This window comes from Priestia sp. VA7, from assembly GCF_055710015.1.
Map to the genome: position 1 here is coordinate 37,643 of NZ_JBVQPN010000002.1, position 17,316 is coordinate 54,958.

The 17,316-nt window shown below is 38.9% G+C and carries 18 protein-coding genes; 9 read left to right on the forward strand and 9 right to left on the reverse strand.

Annotated elements, in window-relative coordinates; translation table 11 throughout:
- Window positions 1–15 precede the first annotated feature (15 nt).
- Together AC0C45_RS06825 and AC0C45_RS06830 are read left to right on the forward strand one after the other, a co-directional pair.
- Window positions 16–1,695, forward strand: coding sequence for a M20/M25/M40 family metallo-hydrolase (locus tag AC0C45_RS06825; protein ID WP_047931022.1), 1,680 nt, complete (start codon window positions 16–18; stop codon window positions 1,693–1,695).
- 23 nt (window positions 1,696–1,718) lie between these two features.
- The gene (locus AC0C45_RS06830; protein ID WP_472927987.1) at window positions 1,719–3,137 is read left to right on the forward strand and encodes an amino acid permease; all 1,419 of its coding nucleotides are present in this window, start codon (window positions 1,719–1,721) and stop codon (window positions 3,135–3,137) included.
- Between the two features lie 27 nt (window positions 3,138–3,164).
- Here the strand turns inward: AC0C45_RS06830 and AC0C45_RS06835 are convergent, their stop codons facing one another.
- The 3 genes from AC0C45_RS06835 to AC0C45_RS06845 all read right to left on the reverse strand — a co-directional run bounded on the left by AC0C45_RS06835 (window position 3,165) and on the right by AC0C45_RS06845 (window position 6,176).
- On the reverse strand, window positions 3,165–4,577 hold the full coding sequence (locus AC0C45_RS06835; RefSeq protein WP_028407442.1) for a sigma-54 interaction domain-containing protein: 1,413 nt from the start codon (window positions 4,575–4,577) through the stop codon (window positions 3,165–3,167).
- Window positions 4,578–4,681: 104 nt separating this feature from the next.
- On the reverse strand, window positions 4,682–5,545 hold the full coding sequence (locus AC0C45_RS06840) for an SDR family oxidoreductase (protein ID WP_016763019.1): 864 nt from the start codon (window positions 5,543–5,545) through the stop codon (window positions 4,682–4,684).
- A gap of 139 nt (window positions 5,546–5,684) precedes the next feature.
- On the reverse strand, window positions 5,685–6,176 hold the full coding sequence (locus tag AC0C45_RS06845; RefSeq protein WP_013055376.1) for a YajQ family cyclic di-GMP-binding protein: 492 nt from the start codon (window positions 6,174–6,176) through the stop codon (window positions 5,685–5,687).
- Between the two features lie 255 nt (window positions 6,177–6,431).
- On the opposite strand from AC0C45_RS06845, the gene AC0C45_RS06850 reads away from it, so the two are divergent.
- A complete protein-coding gene (locus tag AC0C45_RS06850) occupies window positions 6,432–7,295 on the forward strand; it encodes a CvfB family protein (protein ID WP_013055377.1) in 864 nt (287 codons plus the stop codon).
- A gap of 34 nt (window positions 7,296–7,329) precedes the next feature.
- Here AC0C45_RS06850 and AC0C45_RS06855 read toward each other — a convergent pair whose 3' ends face one another.
- Together AC0C45_RS06855 and AC0C45_RS06860 are read right to left on the reverse strand one after the other, a co-directional pair.
- A complete protein-coding gene (locus AC0C45_RS06855) occupies window positions 7,330–7,461 on the reverse strand; it encodes a DUF3941 domain-containing protein (RefSeq protein WP_013055378.1) in 132 nt (43 codons plus the stop codon).
- Window positions 7,462–7,513: 52 nt separating this feature from the next.
- A complete protein-coding gene (locus AC0C45_RS06860; protein WP_034654417.1) occupies window positions 7,514–8,374 on the reverse strand; it encodes a DegV family protein in 861 nt (286 codons plus the stop codon).
- A gap of 256 nt (window positions 8,375–8,630) precedes the next feature.
- Here AC0C45_RS06860 and AC0C45_RS06865 point away from each other — a divergent pair, with 256 nt between their 5' ends.
- Window positions 8,631–9,470: a YitT family protein gene (locus AC0C45_RS06865; protein ID WP_034655312.1), complete on the forward strand. Its 840-nt coding sequence runs from the start codon at window positions 8,631–8,633 to the stop codon at window positions 9,468–9,470.
- 36 nt (window positions 9,471–9,506) lie between these two features.
- Here the strand turns inward: AC0C45_RS06865 and AC0C45_RS06870 are convergent, their stop codons facing one another.
- From AC0C45_RS06870 to AC0C45_RS06880, 3 genes are all read right to left on the reverse strand, one after another.
- Entirely contained in the window at window positions 9,507–10,268 is a 762-nt protein-coding gene (locus tag AC0C45_RS06870) for a DUF3813 family protein (protein WP_047931021.1), read from the reverse strand.
- 3 nt (window positions 10,269–10,271) lie between these two features.
- Window positions 10,272–10,424 (reverse strand): hypothetical protein, encoded by a 153-nt coding sequence (locus AC0C45_RS06875; RefSeq protein ID WP_013055382.1) that lies wholly within the window; start codon window positions 10,422–10,424, stop codon window positions 10,272–10,274.
- Between the two features lie 118 nt (window positions 10,425–10,542).
- Window positions 10,543–11,355: a Cof-type HAD-IIB family hydrolase gene (locus tag AC0C45_RS06880; RefSeq protein ID WP_047931020.1), complete on the reverse strand. Its 813-nt coding sequence runs from the start codon at window positions 11,353–11,355 to the stop codon at window positions 10,543–10,545.
- 235 nt (window positions 11,356–11,590) lie between these two features.
- Between AC0C45_RS06880 and AC0C45_RS06885 the strand changes: the two genes are divergently transcribed.
- The gene (locus AC0C45_RS06885) at window positions 11,591–11,899 is read left to right on the forward strand and encodes a metal-sulfur cluster assembly factor (protein WP_013055384.1); all 309 of its coding nucleotides are present in this window, start codon (window positions 11,591–11,593) and stop codon (window positions 11,897–11,899) included.
- A 30-nt stretch (window positions 11,900–11,929) separates the two neighbouring features.
- Here the strand turns inward: AC0C45_RS06885 and AC0C45_RS06890 are convergent, their stop codons facing one another.
- Window positions 11,930–12,628, reverse strand: a complete 699-nt coding sequence (locus AC0C45_RS06890) for a Crp/Fnr family transcriptional regulator (RefSeq protein ID WP_047931019.1) — start codon at window positions 12,626–12,628, stop codon at window positions 11,930–11,932.
- 351 nt (window positions 12,629–12,979) lie between these two features.
- On the opposite strand from AC0C45_RS06890, the gene argC reads away from it, so the two are divergent.
- Genes argC through AC0C45_RS06910 form a run of 4 tightly spaced genes read left to right on the forward strand, consistent with a single transcriptional unit; the run spans window position 12,980 to window position 17,262 of the window.
- Window positions 12,980–14,023 (forward strand): N-acetyl-gamma-glutamyl-phosphate reductase, encoded by a 1,044-nt coding sequence (gene argC / locus AC0C45_RS06895; protein WP_472927988.1) that lies wholly within the window; start codon window positions 12,980–12,982, stop codon window positions 14,021–14,023.
- A 46-nt stretch (window positions 14,024–14,069) separates the two neighbouring features.
- Window positions 14,070–15,305: a bifunctional ornithine acetyltransferase/N-acetylglutamate synthase gene (gene argJ / locus AC0C45_RS06900; protein WP_472927989.1), complete on the forward strand. Its 1,236-nt coding sequence runs from the start codon at window positions 14,070–14,072 to the stop codon at window positions 15,303–15,305.
- Between the two features lie 12 nt (window positions 15,306–15,317).
- A complete protein-coding gene (gene argB / locus AC0C45_RS06905) occupies window positions 15,318–16,142 on the forward strand; it encodes an acetylglutamate kinase (protein ID WP_013081733.1) in 825 nt (274 codons plus the stop codon).
- On the forward strand, window positions 16,108–17,262 hold the full coding sequence (locus AC0C45_RS06910; RefSeq protein ID WP_016763026.1) for an acetylornithine transaminase: 1,155 nt from the start codon (window positions 16,108–16,110) through the stop codon (window positions 17,260–17,262). The genes argB and AC0C45_RS06910 overlap by 35 nt, the downstream gene beginning before the upstream one ends.
- The last annotated feature ends 54 nt before the right edge of the window (window positions 17,263–17,316 follow it).

A 17,316-nucleotide genomic window follows, 5' to 3' on the forward strand; every position in this document is an offset into this window, starting at 1 on the left:
GCAGGAGGAATAGAAGTGTATATCCAACTCTCACAGCTAAGCATGGAAGAGCAAGTTGAATGTTTAACAAAAACGTTAGTGAAAATCAAAAGTATCAATGGGACAAGCGGCGAAGTAAAGATTGCTGATTTCATTAAAAACACGCTTCAAAGTTTTCCTTATTTCAAAGAAAATCCCCTCCACGTTTGGGAACAGAAAATTAATGGCGATACGCTAGGTAGAAAAAATGTATTTGCTTTTATTCAAGGCAGCAAAAAAAATGCTCAAACAATGATTTATCACGCTCACTTAGATACGGTTGGCATTGAAGATTTTGGTCCATTAAAAGACATAGCATTAGATCCAGAAGAACTTCAGCGCTATTTCTCTACGCATAACATTAATGAAGATGTACAGCGAGATGCTCGCTCAGGTGAATGGATGTTTGGAAGAGGAGCCGTTGATATGCAAAGTGGAATTGCTGTACATTTAGCCAATGTGCTGCATTTTACTAAGCATCCAAATAAATTAGAAGGAAACGTCCTTTTTATGGTCAACCCAGATGAGGAAAGTCAGCATGCTGGAATTATTTCTGCCGTTTCTGAACTGAACCGTTTGAAAAAAGAAAAAAATCTTTCATATGTAGCAGCGATTAATACCGACTTTATTACACCTCTTTACGATGGAGATTCCACGCGCTATATTTATACAGGAGCTGCTGGGAAACTGCTTCCATGTTTTTATATTTACGGAAGGGAGGTACACGTAGGAGATACGCTTGCTGGTATAGATCCTAATTTGATTGCATCTGAGATCACAGGAAGCATCCATAACAATATTAATCTAACTGAAAATATTGAAGGAGAGCTGGTACTGCCACCTTCCTGTCTGTATCAACGAGATAATAAAGAGGCTTATAATGTGCAAACTGCTGTAAGCAGTCATTTGTATTTTAACTATTTCATCTATGAACGAACGGCAAAAGAAGTGATGAGTCAATTAATTGGATTATCAATCGAAGCATGTGAAAAAGTGGAGAAAAAACTTTCTGATTATTACGAACTTTTTGTTCAGAGAACGAATTTACCAAAGCGAAACTTGTCTTGGAAAGTGGATGTTGTGAGTTTGGAAGATTACCTGGAAGAATTGGATCAAAAAGGGATAAATGCTCAGGCTTGTATTGAACGAGCTTTCGAACAGTATGCGCATTTAGAACTTAGAACAAGGTGCTTTAAAGTAATTGAAGAACTTCAAAAGTTAGATCCGCATCAAAGTCCGCGCGTAATTGTCTTTTTTGCACCGCCTTACTTGCCTCATAATCACTTGAAGAAAGACGAAAGCAGAGATCAGCAGCTTCTTTATCCCTTGCAAGCAGCTGTGGAGAAGATTGGAAAACAGACGGGAGAGACGTTTCAGTTTAAAAAATTTTTTCCCTACCTAGCGGATGGCAGCTTTTTATCTCTTCATGAGACAGATGAGGAAATCGATGCTTTTACACGTAACTTTCCGGGGTGGGGGATTGCAGGGGCGATTCCTTTCCGTGAAATTCGAGAGTTAAATATTCCGTCCATCAATATAGGAGTATATGGGAAAGACGGACATAAGTGGACAGAGCGAGTGTATAAGCCTTATTCGTTCGGAGTTCTTCCTAAGTTGATTCAAGAAACAACCGTTCAGATGCTAAAAAGTAGGCATGCTTGTACAAACCACATATAAGAAAATGAAGAACGGAGGTACCGATGAATAGACATACAGAACAAAACCAATTACAGAGAACAATGAAAAGCAGACATTTATTTATGATTGCGTTAGGAGGCGTAATTGGAACAGGCCTATTTTTAGGTTCGGGTTTTACTATTAGCCAGGCAGGGCCGGGAGGAGCCATTCTTGCATATATAATAGGCGGCTTCCTCATGTACTTAGTTATGCTTTGTTTAGGAGAGCTAGCGGTAGCAATGCCGGTTTCAGGTTCCTTTCAAGAATACGCTACAAGGTTTTTAGGACCTTCTACAGGCTTTATGATTGGATGGCTGTACTGGTTCAGCTGGGCAAATACGACGGGGCTTGAATTTACGTCAGCAGGAATTTTAATGCAGAGGTGGTTTCCTGATGTACCTATATGGTCATGGTGCTTGATTTTTGGTGTCATTACATTTTTAATTAACGCTCTTTCTGCTCGAAGCTATGCTGAAATTGAGTTTTGGTTTTCGAGTATTAAAGTTACGGCTATTATTCTATTTATTTTAATTGGAGGAGCTGCTGTTTTTGGTTTTATAGATTTCAAGGGAGGAGAACCCGCCCCGTTTCTTTCACATTTCACCCAAGGCGCAGGTCTTTTTCCAAATGGAATACTGGCAGTTTTATTGACTTTAGTAACGGTTAACTTTTCGTTTCAAGGAACGGAGCTTGTCGGCATTGCAGCAGGAGAAAGTGAAAGTCCTGAGAAAACGTTGCCGAGATCTATTCGAAACGTCATTTGGAGAACGCTGTTTTTCTTTGTATTAGCTATGTTTGTTTTAGTCTCTATTCTGCCATACAAAACAGCAGGCGTCATTGAAAGTCCGTTTGTTGCCGTATTAGATCAAATTGGCATTCCATACGCAGCGGATATCATGAACTTTGTCATTTTAACAGCCGTTCTATCAGTGGCGAACTCCGGCGTTTATGCTGCTTCTCGTATGCTTTGGTCACTGTCAAACAGCAATATGGGGCCAAAACCTTTGAAGAAATTATCTACAAAAGGTGTTCCAATTAACGCATTAATTGTGACAATGATTATTTCAGGGTGCTCGTTGATTACAAGTGTCGTGGCTGCTGAAACCGTATATCTTTGGTTTATTTCGATTTCAGGAATGGTGACCATTATTGTTTGGATGTCCATTTGTGCCTCTCAATTTATGTTCCGCCGTCGTTTTTTAGCGGAAGGAGGAGACATAAAGGAATTGAAATTTAAAACGCCACTTTATCCGTTCGTTCCTATTCTAGGTTTTTGTTTGTATGGACTTGTATTAATCAGCTTAATTTTTATTCCGGATCAACGAATTGGTCTTTACTGTGGTGTCCCTTTAATCATTGTACTCTACGTGTATTATCACGTAGGAATCAAGAAAAATATTGATCAAAAACAATCGGATTCACCGGTTTATAAAGCAAAATAAAAAAGAAGTGCACTGTGCACTTCTTTTTTATTTAGAGCGGATGTTTAATCGTTTCATACGATATTGCAAGCTTTGTCTGGTCAGCCCTAGTATCTTAGCACTTTTTGAGATGTTGTGGCTGTGTTGTTCAAGCGTTTGTTTAATACATTCTGCTTCGAACGCTAACAGCTGTTCCTTTAAAGGAAGAGAAGGGTGAAAAGCGCTTGGATAAGAAGGTGCGTCACTGCTTGCTTTATTTTCAAAATGTTCATGCTGCTTTAGCTGGAACTTCGTTCTGTATTGGAAAGGAAGGTGAGAATAGTGAATAACATCTTCGTCCATTACCAAGTTCATTGCACCTTCAATAATGTGTTCTAATTCCCGTACGTTCCCTGGCCAGTCATAAGAGAGAAAAGAAGACATGACTTGGTGATCTACGGTTTTTACATTCATCTGAAACAAATCATTGTATTTTTTGATGAAAAACTTTGTTAATTCAATAATATCTTCTTTTCGTTCACGAAGAGGAGGAATAAAAAGCGTCACGACTCCAAGTCGATAATATAAGTCTTTGCGTAATCGGTTTTCTGCAATTGCATCGATTGGATCTTCGTTCATGTTCGCGATCACTCGAACGTTAACCGGTTTGTCCACTGTATCCCCAATTCTTCGTACGGTTTTTTCCTGCAGCACTCGAAGAAGCTTAGCCTGAAGATTTGGGTTTAACGAGTTGATTTCATCTAGCAGTAATGTGCCTCCTTGCGCTTGTTCGAAAAGACCAGGATTATCCATTGCACCTGTAAAAGCTCCGCGTTTCGTACCGAACAAAAGGCTTTCAATTAAATTATCCGGTAGCGCAGCACAGTTTTGTGAAATAAAAGGCGCAGAAGAGCGGCTGCTGCCATTATGTATGCTTTGAGCAAACAGTTCTTTTCCCGTGCCTGTTTCTCCAATAATTAAGACATAAGAAGGAGTTCTAGTAGCGCGCTTGGCGTCTTCAATCACATCATGAACCGCTTGACTGTTTCCGATGATGCTATCAAACGTAAAGCGTGTGTTTCCTTTTTGCCTAATGTTTTGCCGGATTAGACGCTCTAGTTTCGTCACGTCCTGAGCAATTTCAACCGCTCCTTGAATGACCCCGTCTTTTAAAATAGGGAAGGTATTATTAATCGTCGTGATTTCTTGTCCTTGATTGTTGAAATACGTTTGCTTGACGTTAACCGTTTCTTTTCCTTTTTGCAGCGCCTGTACAAGCGTGCTTTGCTGATTTTCTTTGAACATAAACACATCTAACAAGTTTTTATGTAAAACGTCTTGTTCATCCATCAGCTCCATCTTTGTCATCTTTTCATTATAAATAATAGTTTTTCCTGTTTCATCGACCGCGTGGATACCGGCATCGACTTTATTTAAAATGGTTTCGTATATATGTTTAAGAGTGCTTAATGTATCGGTCATTCAAATACTCTCCTTTAGCGGTGTTCATATCTCTATTTAAACAAAAATAGCTGAATTCTGATAGTGTTTCCACATAAAAATAAATGAATGACCGAAGAGAAATGTTATCCGTTTACAATGGATCCCCCATTAATGTGCAGAACTTGCCCGGACATATAAGAAGAATCAGAGCTTGCCAAGTATACATAGGCCGGTCCGAGCTCAGAAGGCTGTCCTGCCCGTTTCATAGGTGTATTAGACCCAAATGTCGCAACTTGCTGTTCGTCGAACGTAGACGGAATAAGAGGTGTCCAAATGGGTCCCGGAGCTACGCCGTTTACGCGAATGCCTTTTGTTGCGAGCGAAGCTGATAAAGAACGTGTAAAAGCAACGATAGCACCTTTGGTTGAAGAGTAATCAATCAGCTGATCATGTCCATGGTAAGCTGTCACAGACGTTGTATTAATAATAGCGCTTCCTTGTTTTAAATGAGGCAATGCAGCTTTGGTCAGATGAAAAATTGAAAAAATATTCGTTTGAAACGTACGAGTAAGCTGTTCAGTCGTAATATCCGTAATACTTTTTTGAGGATGCTGTTCAGCTGCATTATTGACTAAGATGTCTATTTTTCCGAAAGTCTGAATCGCCTTTGAGACGACTTCTTGACAAAAATGCTCATCTCCTATATCGCCAGCAAGCAATAAACAAGAAGCTTCCATTCGTTCAACTTGTTTTTTGGTTTCATTTGCATCATCGTGTTCATTAAGGTAGGTTATGACAACATTTGCGCCTTCTTTAGCGTAATGATAAGCGACAGAACGTCCGATACCGCTGTCTCCTCCGGTGATAACAGCTACCTTGTTCTGTAATTTTCCGCTTGCCTTATAATCTGGAGCGATAGAGGTAGGGATTGGATGCATATCTTTTTCAATACCTGGCTGAGTTTGCTGATGCTGAGGAGGGAAGTTTTGTTTTTGATTTTGATTCATTAGTATACACTCCTTAATTAATATGAGTATGTAAGCGTATACTAGTATTTGTTAAGAAAGTGTATCTATGCGTAGGAATAAGTCTGAACGAATAAAAAAAGGCTTTAAAAGAAAAAATGAATGCCGTGGCATCCATTTTTTAGCGGTAATTAATAAATTGTACGTCAATAGGTAAATCAGCGCTGCGAATAGCTGAAATAATTTGCTGCAGGTCATCACGATTTTTACCGCTTACGCGAAGCTGATCATCTTGAATCTGGCTTTTTACTTTTAAACCGGTATTTTTAATAATTGTATTTAGCTTTTTAGCGTTGTCTTTGTCGATACCTTGAATTAGCTTGGCACGTTGTCTAACCGTTCCTCCAGAGGCGTTCTCAATTTTTCCATATGAGATATTGCGTGTAGGTACGCCTCGTTTAATAAGCTTGGAGATCAGTACGTCTTTTAACTGTTCAAGCTTAAATTCATCATCAGAAATAAGAACAAGCTCTTCGTTTTCAAGTGAGATTTCGCTTTTACTGCCTTTAAAATCGTAGCGGGTTTTAATTTCTTTTGTTGCCATGGTAATGCCGTTTGTTACCTCTGATAAATCGACTTGTGACACAATGTCAAATGAACTATCTTTAGCCATAATAACCTCCATATGTAAAGAGTTTGTTCTTTTATTATAAATAAAACACAAACTGTATACAACTGATATTGAATAGAGAGCCGGTAATTGATACAATACAAGTTATGCTTTTTGTTGTAAGCTATAGAAGCAGCTTTTTTAAACCATGCATGCATTTAAGTTGATTTGAAATTTAAAATGCTGTTCGATGCAAAGGGAGAAGGTATGTGGTGAGGGAATAGTCACTACTAATTTATATAAAGGATGGATAGAACGATGAATGTAGAAGCTGGGATGAAAGCGTATTTAACAGTAAACCGGGAAACGCCGATTGGTTATATGTTAGCAGAAGGTGAAGAAGAAATTTTGCTACATAAAAATGAAACCACAAGAGAACTTGCTGAAGGAGAAGAAGTAGAAGTTTTTCTATACCTTGATCAGCATGACCGTTTAACGGCAACGATGCACTTACCTCTTGTTGAAGAAGGTGTTTATGAGTGGGTCGAGGTCGTAGATGTTAATCCAGGTTTGGGCGTGTTTGTAAATATCGGCATGAACAAAGATATGTTAATTGGTTCAACAGACTTACCTGCGCTAGAAGATCTGTGGCCAGAAGTCGGAAACAAGGTTTACTGTACAATGAAGATTTCAAAGCGCGGTAAGATGTACGGAAAAATTGCTACAGATGATGTGATGAAAGCAATGGCATTAGATGCTCCGCCCGAACTTTTTAATCGTGAAGTGAGCGGATACATCTATCGCGTACTGCGCGTAGGTTCATTTATTATGACAGATGAAGGATATGTTGGATTTATTCATGAAAGCGAGAGACGCAAAGAACCAAAGCTTGGTACATATGTAACAGGCCGCGTAATTAATGTAAAAGAAGACGGAACGCTAAACGTATCGCTTCTTCCGCGCAAGCAAGAAAGCATGGATGAAGATGCACAAGTACTATACGATTACATGGAAAGCCGCGGTGGCGTTATGCCATTTTGGGATAAAAGCTATCCGGAAGATATTCGTGAGCGCTTTAATATGAGTAAAGCTGCGTTCAAACGTGCGCTTGGTAAACTGATGAAAGAAGGAAAAGTTTATCAAGAAGAAGGATGGACATATTTTAAAAAAGAAGAAAACTAAAAGGAGAAGCCGCTGAAAATTCAGCGGCTTCTTTTTATAAGTGATCAGTTTTTTTAGAAAATGAATGTTTTCCAAGCTCACGGTTATGCTTAGCTTGCAGATTCTTTTCGTGAAGCTTTGCGTTATTATCTTTTGCTTTTTTATCGTTATCGCTCGTTTTTGGCATCGTGATACACCCCTTTTTGGTCGTACCTTTAGAATGCCCTGACCTCTTTAAATTATTCGATGTTTTCGTTCAAAAAGAAGACTGCAATCGTCCCTGGGCCAGAGTGAGAACCTATGGCTGCACCAATAATATTAATAATAAAATGTTTGGTTCCAAAACGTTCTTGAATCATCTCTTTCAGCTGAAGAGCTGTTTCTAAATCATCTCCATGGCTAATTCCAATGGTTTGAGAAGAGAGGTTTTTTCCTCGCTCTTCCATTACATCAAGCATGCGCTTAAATACTTTTTTACGGCCGCGGATTTTTTCGATTGGAATCAATTTTCCATCTTCCACATGAAGCAGCGGCTTAATATTAAGCAGGCCTCCTACAAAAGCAGAAGCTTTGCTCACGCGTCCTCCTTGAGCAAGAAAATCTAAGTCATCGACCGTAAAAATATGTTCCATATGCAGCGCGTATTGTTTTATTTTTTCTGTCATCTCTATTAGTGAGAGGTTTTGTTGTAGTAATTGTGCTGCATAATAAGTAACTACTCCTTGGCCAAGAGATGCACATTTCGTATCGATTATCTCTAATTGAAAATCGGGATACTTTTCTAGGAGTTCTTCTCGAATCATCATTGCTGTTTGATATGTACCGGATAATTCTGAAGAAAAAGCTAAATAAACGCACGAATCACCTGATTTAGCTATGTCTTCAAAGACTTCATACATAGTAGTTGGAGCCGCTTGAGATGTTTTTGGCATCTTGCCTTTACGGATAGCTTCGTAGACAGAAGCTGGCTCAATCGTTTGTAGATCTAAAAATTCTTGATTATCCAGGCTTACGCGAAGTGGTAAAAAGCCAACGTTATTTTCTTGAAAAAAGGATAAAGGCAAATCGCTTGCACTATCGGTTAAAAGTTTAATTGACATAAATGTCACCTTCCTAATTGCATTTATAAAATATTAAATGAATTTGATGTATAAACATTGAGAAGCGTTATATACGATATAGTATTAGTGTATAAGCACTTTGAGGAAAATACAATTTTTGAATAAGTTTTTTTAATTCTGCCAAATCGTACATACTATATGTACTAACTATTTTAAAGATGCTGACTTTATTCATTTTATAAATGGGTATAGGAGAGTAAGAAGTTTTAAAAAAGCGGAGGTCGGTCATTTGAATATGTGGCTTGAAACAAAAAAAGCGATAGTCGTCTTGGTAGGAGCATTATTGAATGCGCTTGCGCTCAACTTGTTTTTGATACCTGCTAATGTATATTCGAGCGGCTTTACAGGAGTAGCGCAGCTTGTTTCGAGTATCGTGACAGATTACACCCCTTTTACTATTTCCACGGGAGTGCTGTTGTTGTTGTTAAATATTCCTGTAACTATTTTAGGGTGGAAAAAAGTTGGGAAGTCATTTACTGTTTACAGCTTTATCAGCGTTGCTGCAACAACTTTGTTTCTTGGAATTATTCCTATTCAAGCACTTTCTAAAGACATCATTCTTAACGCAGTTTTTGGAGGCGTTATTTTAGCGGTAGGGGTAGGGATTACATTAAAATTTGGAGCTTCAACTGGTGGGCTCGATATTATTGCCCTGATTTTGTCTCGAGTAAAAGACCGACCAATTGGCACTTATATGTTCATATTAAACGCAATTATTATCGTGCTAGCAGGTCTTTTATATGGTGCTGAGAAGTCACTCTATACGCTTGTGACGCTTTATACAACTACTCGCGTCATTGATGTTATTCATACGCGTCATGTCAAACTCACAGCAATGATCGTAACAAAAAAAGGAGTGGAGCTAAGAAAGGCGATTCACGCCAAACTCGTGCGAGGGATTACGGCGGTACCGGCTAAAGGCGGCTTTACAAATGAAGATAAAGAAATGCTGATGATTGTTTTGACCAGATATGAATTATATGACTTGGAACGAGTGATTAAAGAGGTAGATCCTAAAGCATTTACCAATATCGTTCAGACAACGGGAATCTTTGGTTTGTTTCGCAAGGATTAAAAAAGGTCCAGGTATTAATTACCTGGACCTTTTGTATTAATGTGTACCTTTTAAGTCATTAGAAAGTTCTTGAAGCTGAGCTTGTTCTTCAGGAGAAGCATTTTGCTGCGCATGAGACAGCATATCAGCTGCAATGTTTTCACCAGAAGCTGCAGACGTATGAGCCTGAGACGTTTGATGATTTTGACCAGCAGCTCCCAATGTATTCTGAAGCTGCTGAAGCTGAGCTTGTTCTTCAGGAGAAGCGCTTTGCTGTGCATGAGACAGCATATCAGCTGCTACATTTTTACTAGACGTGTAAGCTTCACCGTGAGCATGAGACTGACCGCCTTCTAAAGTGCTTTGAAGCTGTTCAAGCTGGCTCTTTTCTTCAGGAGAAGCATTTTGCTGTGCATGAGATAATATATCAGCTGCTACGCTTTCACTGGACGTGTGAGCTTTACCGTGAGCGTGAGACTGACCGCCTTCTAAAGTGTTTTGAAGCTGTTCAAGCTGTGCCTTCTCTTCGGAAGAAGCATTCTGAACGATATGAGACAGCGTATCAGACATAATGTCTGCGCTTTTCTCTTGTGAATGTGATTCTCCATCTGTATCGTACGCTTGATGCAATGAGTTTTGGAATTGCTTCAGCTGCTCTTGCTCCTCAGGAGAAGCGTTAGAAGCAATGCTATTTAATACACCTTCTGAAATATCAAGTTCACCGTTGCCGTGCTTTTGACGGTGAAGCTGATCTTCTGAATGGCCGGATACTGCATTTCGAATCGCATCTTTTACTTGACCAAAAAGTGAATTTTTCATAAGTTACTGTCCTCCATGAGGAGTTTGGCGCTGCTGAGCTTGAAATGCTTCTGCCTCTGCCATAGTCATATGATAAGGAATTCGTTCATCATGTTTTTGAACTGCGTCTGCACCTTGTTTCACAAAACGTTTTGATCGATTGCCTCTGCCCATCATAAATTCCTCCTCGTAATATAAATAAAACCGACACCTTAAGAAGTGTCGGTTATAGTGTGTACTAAATAAAAAAAATGATAGCGATAAAAATTTACCTTGCTTTTCAAAAAAAGCTAAGTTATAAATTTAACGTTTTTTCCAAATAATAAGCAATACCATCATTTTCATTCGATTTTGTTACTTCACGCGCTAGCTGTTTTAATTCGCTAATACCATTTTCCATGGCGATACCGTGTCCTGCAAATTTAATCATTTCAAAATCATTGTCTTCATCTCCAAACGCAATAATTCGTTCGCGTGGAATTTGATAATGATTAGCTACGCGCTCAAGACCTACAGCTTTATTAAGTCCTTTTTTTACAATTTCAACGACATGCCAAGGTGCTCCCCAGCGTCTATGTTCTAGTACTTCTGCATGAACATCTGAAAGGTGAGAGCGTATCTCTTGTACATGTTCTTCATCTGCGTGAATTAAAATAGACGTTGGATCGTGCTGCAGCGTATGACGCAAATCACCCGTTTGTAATTTAGGATCCCCTAGGCTAAGTACATCCATTAATTTTCGATCTTCAAAATGAAGATACACATCATCTTGTACTTCTGCCATGATATTGTTGATGCGATAGTCTTGCATAGCTGTCACAATATCATGGACAGTGCGGCGGTTTAAAGGTTCGTGATGCGTGCCGAAATCAGGCTGAAGGGGGTGATGGACAAGCGCTCCGTTAAAGTTTACGATAGGCGTGGATAAATCTAATTCGCTGTAATACATAGCACTGGAACGATAAGGTCTTCCAGTTGCAATCATTACAATATGTCCTTCTTGTTTGGCTTTTTCTAATACCCGTTTCGTTGTAGGTGAAATGGTTTTTTCATTCGTTAACAATGTTCCATCCAGATCTAAGGCGATTAAGTGTTGATCGTGTCTCATATAGGGCTCCTTTTAAATTGAAGTAGTTATACGATTATATTGAATTCTACTAATATTCATGCTTGTATTCCCATATTTTACACAACTTTTCCTTAAGAGCAAAGCAGAACGATTGACATGCAAAAGCTGTCTTGTTACGGTGTAAGACATAGTTATTGATTGCTTACGATAAATTGTTTAAGGGTATATTTAATACGTGAAGATAATTACGGAAGTAAAAGAAAGGAGAATGAATATGGATAAACAGTTAGAAGATAAAATCATGGAATCACTAGAAGAAGTAATTGATCCAGAGCTTGGCGTTGATATCGTAAATTTAGGCTTAGTGTACGGTGTAGAAATGGAAGAAAACAACACGGTTATCGTGACGATGACGTTAACTTCTATCGGCTGCCCGCTGGCTGGTGTGATTGGCGAACAAGTGAAAAAACAATTAATTTCGCTTGAAGAAGTAGAAAATGTAGAAGTGAATATCACATTTAATCCGCCATGGGATAAAGATCGCATGACGCGCTACGCTAAAATTGCATTAGGTGTTCAATAAGAAAAAAGCCATCAACGATGGCTTTTTTTCTTATTCAATTCTGCACAATTCCACAGGGCAGTCCTCACAGTCTATTTCTTTCTTTAAAAAAGAAAGCTTATGAATGATGATTTTTCCATCTGCCATTGAAATCACTTCGTTTTTTCGCAACTCAGCGAGCATGCGATTGACCACTTCTCGAGATGTCCCGCATAGATTGGCGATTTCTTGATTGGTCAACGTTACGTTTAATAAAATACCATCTGGCTTCATTACTCCAAAGCTATTAGACATGCGGATCAGAGTAGAATAGAGAGCACCTTTTTTTCCATTTAGAATTAAGTCTCTAAATTTTGTCTGCATTCGTTTAATTTGTAGTCCCATCCACTTCATGTACTCCATAGAAAGAGCAGGGTATTGTGCTAGTTCGTTTTCTAACACCCGTTTTTGAATACTGATTGCCGTACAAGGTTCAATAGCTTTTGCTTGAAGCATATGGGGAGTAGATCCGCAAAACAGCATGACTTCCCCGACTAAGTCTCCTGAACTCGCCAGCTGAAGCGTCAGCTCGCGTCCTTCCGGTGTCACTTTACCTACTTGCACGGCCCCTGATGTAATAAAAAATAAATGAGTTGAAGTCGAACCTTCTTGAAAGAGAAAGTCACCTTTTTTAAACGAAATTTTATGATCAAAGCTCATAAAAAATTGCTGGAGCTCATTCGAAAAAGAATCCGTTGTGATGTTCATCATGTTATCACCTTTTAATTAAAATTTTTGCGACTGCTACTTATTAATCTATTAAGTTAGAACAGTCTGTATATGCTGTACGTCCACTAGCCGTATAAAAAAATGTCATACGGATGATTTTATCGATATTCTTATTATACACAAAAACAACCAGTGTTTTCCAAAACTATCTGTGAACAATTTCTAAACAAAAATAGAAAGATAGTTATAAAAATAAAAACTTATGAATAAATAAAAATGTTTAAAAATATAGAAAAAAGTGTTGGATTTTTTAAATATTCATTTGATTTTATTTTTATACGGTATTATAATGATAAATAATTCAAATAGATACGTGGAAAAAGGAGTTTTAAAATGAAAGAATACAAGGTAGGAATTGTTGGAGCAACAGGGTATGGAGGAGTAGAACTGATTCGTTTGTTAGCGAATCACCCACATTTTCATGTTTATGCAGTTTATTCATCCTCTCAGGATGGGATGGAACTAGCAGAAGTTTATCCTCACCTTTCTAATACTGTATATACACTGCAAGATATAAACCCTAAGAAGATGGCTGAAGAATTAGATTTAGTGTTTACAGCAACTCCGTCCGGTGTTTCTAGCAAACTTGTACCTCAATTAATAGAAGAAGGAATAAAAGTGGTAGATCTATCTGGAGATTTTAGATTAAAAACAGAAGCGCTTTATGAAAAATGGTACAAAAAGCCTGCTGCGGATGGAATATTTTTGCATCAGTCTGTGTATGGATTATCAGAATGGTTTGCAGACGAAGTTGAAAGCAGTACGTTCGTTGCGAATCCGGGTTGTTATCCAACAGCTACACTGCTTGGGTTAGCTCCCCTCGTTAGTAAACAAATGGTGAAATCAAACTCTATTATCATTGATGCAAAGTCCGGGATCTCAGGAGCAGGACGCGGTCTTTCGCAAATGGCTCATTATGCTGAAATCAATGAAAATATGAAAATATACAAAGTTAATCAACATCAGCATATCCCAGAAATCGAATCTATTTTAGAAAAGTGGGATGAAGAAATTGGCCACGTTACGTTCAGTACGCACTTAGTTCCAATGACGCGAGGGATTATGAGTACAATATACGCTGAACTTTCTGAAGAAAGCTCAGTACAAGAGCTTCATCAGCTATATGTAGATACATATCAAAACTCCCCGTTCGTTCGCGTTCGAAAAGCTGGTGAATTTCCGTCTACTAAAGAAGTAAGTGCATCAAATTATTGCGATATCGGTGTTGCATTTGACGAACGAACAAAGCGTGTCACGATTGTTTCTGTCATTGATAACTTAGTTAAAGGGGCAGCCGGCCAGGCCATTCAAAATGCCAATATCATGATGGGATTTGAACAGCAAGCGGGTATGGGGCTACTGCCTGTCTTCCCATAAAGTCAACAGCATCACTAATCACGATAAAAGCAGGAGGGAACGTATAGTGATTACGGTTAAACAAACGAAAGAAAAGATAAAGAAAATAGAGAACGGTACAATTGTAACGCCGCTAGGTTTTTCAGCAGACGGCGTTCACGCTGGTTTACGTTATGCTAAAAAAGATTTAGGAGTTATTGTAAGCGATGTGCCAGCTAATTGCGCAGCTGTTTACACGCTTAACGCCTTCCAAGCGGCGCCTTTAGCTGTTACAAAAGAAAGTGTAGCGGTGGAGCAGAAGCTGCAAGCGATCGTTGTGAACAGCGCATGTGCAAATGCATGTACTGGAGAACAAGGATTAAAAGATGCATACCAAATGCGAAATACATGTGCAAAAAAGCTTAATATCCTACCTCATCATGTAGCGGTAGCTTCTACAGGCGTAATTGGAGAGCTTCTAGATATGGAAAAAATCGTGAAAGGCATTGGGTTGTTAAGTCCCTCGTCGAACAAAGAAAAAGCAGAAGAATTTCAAACGGCTATTTTAACAACAGATACAGTGATGAAATCAGCTTGCTATGAAACAAAAATTGACGGCAAAGTAGTCACCATTGGCGGCACAGCGAAAGGATCAGGCATGATTCACCCAAATATGGCTACGATGCTTAGCTTTATCACAACGGATGCTAAGGTTGAAGCTTCAGTGCTACAAGATGCGCTAGGTTCTATTACAAATAAAAGCTTTAATCAAATTACAGTGGATGGTGATACGTCCACCAACGATATGGTTGTTGTTTTAGCAAATGGAAAAGCTGATCACCAGTCGCTTACACCAGATCATCCTGAATGGAATTCGTTTTATGAAGCACTGCGCTTGACGTGTGAAGATTTAGCCAAACAAATTGCACGCGACGGTGAAGGAGCAACAAAACTAATTGAAGTAAACGTATCTGGTGCTCATACAAACGAAGAAGCAAATGTGATTGCTAAACAAATTGTGGGCTCGAACCTAGTGAAAACGGCCATGTATGGAGCCGATGCTAATTGGGGGCGAATTATTTGTTCAGTTGGATACAGCGGAGTAGCGTTTAATCCAGAAACAGTGAATGTTTCGTTAGGCAATATCCAGATGTTAGAAAACAGTCAGCCTGTTTCATTTAGTGAAGAAGAGGCAAAGGCTTATTTAGAAAATGATACGGTCGAAGTCTATGTGGACTTACAGCAGGGAAGCGGGATCGGCAAAGCGTGGGGCTGCGATTTGACTTACGATTATGTCAAAATCAATGCCAGTTATCGAACGTAAGGAGAGAGTGAAATGAGCAATGAAAAAATCGTCGTTGTAAAATGCGGAGGCAGCATTGTCAACCAGTTAACAAGCGCTTTTTTTGAAAGCATTCAGCAGTTAAAAGCAAATGGATATCAGATCATTGTTGTGCACGGAGGCGGACCTGATATTCAAGATACGCTTACCAAACTTCACATTGAAACGGAATTTGTAGATGGGCTTCGAAAAACGTCCAAAGAAGCATTAGAAGTTGTGACGATGGTATTAGCAGGCAAGGTTAATAAGCAGCTTGTAAAAGATCTACAAAAATCGAACTTAAAAGCGGTAGGACTATCAGGAATTGATGGATTATTGCTTAAAGCAGAGGCAATTGATGTGGAACGTCTAGGTTACGTTGGAGAAGTAAAAGGCGTAAACGATACATTATTAAAACAACTAACTGACAGTAAGTATATTCCAGTTGTTTCTTCCATTGGAGCAGATGAAGAAGGTAATAGCTATAATATTAATGCTGACGTGGCAGCCGGAGCCGTTGCACAAGCAGTAAATGCTGAAAAGCTGATGTTTGTAACGGATGTAAAAGGTGTGTTAAAGGATGGAGCATTGCTTCCTGAGCTTACAAAGTCAGAGATTGATGCACTTATTGAAGAAAAAGTAATTTATGGCGGAATGATTCCGAAAGTAACATCAGCGGTAAATGCGTTATCTCCTTTGCTTGAAGAAGTTCATATTATTAGCGGAACTGATGGATTTTTAGATAAGGAAGGAAAGCTGATTGGTACAGCAATTAAATATAGTGGGAAAGGTGGAGAAGATAGCGATGAGTTCATTGTTTCCAACATATCAACGGTTTGATATCCATGTGGAAGAGGCGCAAGGAACAAAATTAATAGATAACAAAGGAAATGAGTATTTAGATTTTATTTCAGGTATCGCTGTTTGTAACGTAGGTCATCGTCATCCTGATGTTCAAAAAGCGGTCGAAGAGCAGTTAAATAAAGTGTGGCACGTGTCAAATTTATTTCATCAATCGATTCAAGAAGACGTAGCAGGTAAGCTTGTGGAACGCTCAAACGGTGATGCAGTATTTTTCTGTAACAGCGGTGCAGAAGCCAACGAAGCGGCGATTAAATTAGCGCGCAAGTACACACAAAAACACAAAATTATTACGTTTACAAAATCATTTCATGGACGTACATTTGCTACAATGACAGCTACAGGGCAGGCAAAAATTCATGATGGCTTCGGTCCTCTTGTTAATGAGTTTGTTTACGTGCCCTACAATGATGAAGAAGCATTAAAACAGGAAATGGACGACAGCGTAGCAGCAATTATGGTTGAAGTCATTCAAGGAGAAGGCGGAGTGGTTCCAGGAACCGAAGCATTTTTATTAACCATTCAAGAGCTATGTAAAAAGCACGAAGCACTGTTTATAGTTGACGAAGTGCAAACTGGAATCGGCAGAACTGGAAAACCATTTGCTTATCAGCATTTTAACGTTTCACCAGATATTATTACAGCAGCTAAAGGATTAGGAAGCGGAATGCCGGTTGGTGCGATGATTGGCAAAGGCTATCTCAAAGAAGCATTTGGACCTGGTACTCACGGAACAACCTTTGGAGGAAACCCAATTGCACTAGCTTCAGCCAAAGCAACCTTAAACATTATTTTTAATGAAGCATTTTTGGCAGAGGTTACAGAAAAAAGCCTTTATTTTACCAATGCTTTGAAAAATAGCGTAGCAGATTATTCATTTGTAACCGATGTTCGTGGAAAAGGTTTTATGATTGGAATTGAATGCGGAGAACATCAGTCAGCATTGCTTGCAGCTATGCGTGAAAAAGGATTGCTAGCACTGGGAGCAGGACCGCATGTAGTACGATTGCTGCCGCCTTTAACTGTAACAAAAGAAGAGTTGGACCAAGCGATTCATATCATTGAAGAAGCGTTTAGCCAAACAAAAATTACTTCATAATACAAATTTTTTTGAATATGTTTGTATAAAAATTCTGTTTTATAAATAATTATT

Bases quoted from the DNA above. Each gene is read 5' to 3' on its own strand.
- AC0C45_RS06830 (WP_472927987.1), top strand. From the start codon at position 1,719: ATGAATAGACATACAGAACAAAACCAATTACAGAGAACAATGAAAAGC.
- AC0C45_RS06835 (WP_028407442.1), bottom strand. From the start codon at position 4,577: ATGACCGATACATTAAGCACTCTTAAACATATATACGAAACCATTTTA.
- AC0C45_RS06840 (WP_016763019.1), bottom strand. From the start codon at position 5,545: ATGAATCAAAATCAAAAACAAAACTTCCCTCCTCAGCATCAGCAAACT.
- AC0C45_RS06845 (WP_013055376.1), bottom strand. From the start codon at position 6,176: ATGGCTAAAGATAGTTCATTTGACATTGTGTCACAAGTCGATTTATCA.
- AC0C45_RS06850 (WP_013055377.1), top strand. From the start codon at position 6,432: ATGAATGTAGAAGCTGGGATGAAAGCGTATTTAACAGTAAACCGGGAA.
- AC0C45_RS06855 (WP_013055378.1), bottom strand. From the start codon at position 7,461: ATGCCAAAAACGAGCGATAACGATAAAAAAGCAAAAGATAATAACGCA.
- AC0C45_RS06860 (WP_034654417.1), bottom strand. From the start codon at position 8,374: ATGTCAATTAAACTTTTAACCGATAGTGCAAGCGATTTGCCTTTATCC.
- AC0C45_RS06865 (WP_034655312.1), top strand. From the start codon at position 8,631: ATGTGGCTTGAAACAAAAAAAGCGATAGTCGTCTTGGTAGGAGCATTA.
- AC0C45_RS06870 (WP_047931021.1), bottom strand. From the start codon at position 10,268: ATGAAAAATTCACTTTTTGGTCAAGTAAAAGATGCGATTCGAAATGCA.
- AC0C45_RS06875 (WP_013055382.1), bottom strand. From the start codon at position 10,424: ATGATGGGCAGAGGCAATCGATCAAAACGTTTTGTGAAACAAGGTGCA.
- AC0C45_RS06880 (WP_047931020.1), bottom strand. From the start codon at position 11,355: ATGAGACACGATCAACACTTAATCGCCTTAGATCTGGATGGAACATTG.
- AC0C45_RS06885 (WP_013055384.1), top strand. From the start codon at position 11,591: ATGGATAAACAGTTAGAAGATAAAATCATGGAATCACTAGAAGAAGTA.
- AC0C45_RS06890 (WP_047931019.1), bottom strand. From the start codon at position 12,628: ATGATGAACATCACAACGGATTCTTTTTCGAATGAGCTCCAGCAATTT.
- argC (WP_472927988.1), top strand. From the start codon at position 12,980: ATGAAAGAATACAAGGTAGGAATTGTTGGAGCAACAGGGTATGGAGGA.
- argB (WP_013081733.1), top strand. From the start codon at position 15,318: ATGAGCAATGAAAAAATCGTCGTTGTAAAATGCGGAGGCAGCATTGTC.
- AC0C45_RS06910 (WP_016763026.1), top strand. From the start codon at position 16,108: ATGAGTTCATTGTTTCCAACATATCAACGGTTTGATATCCATGTGGAA.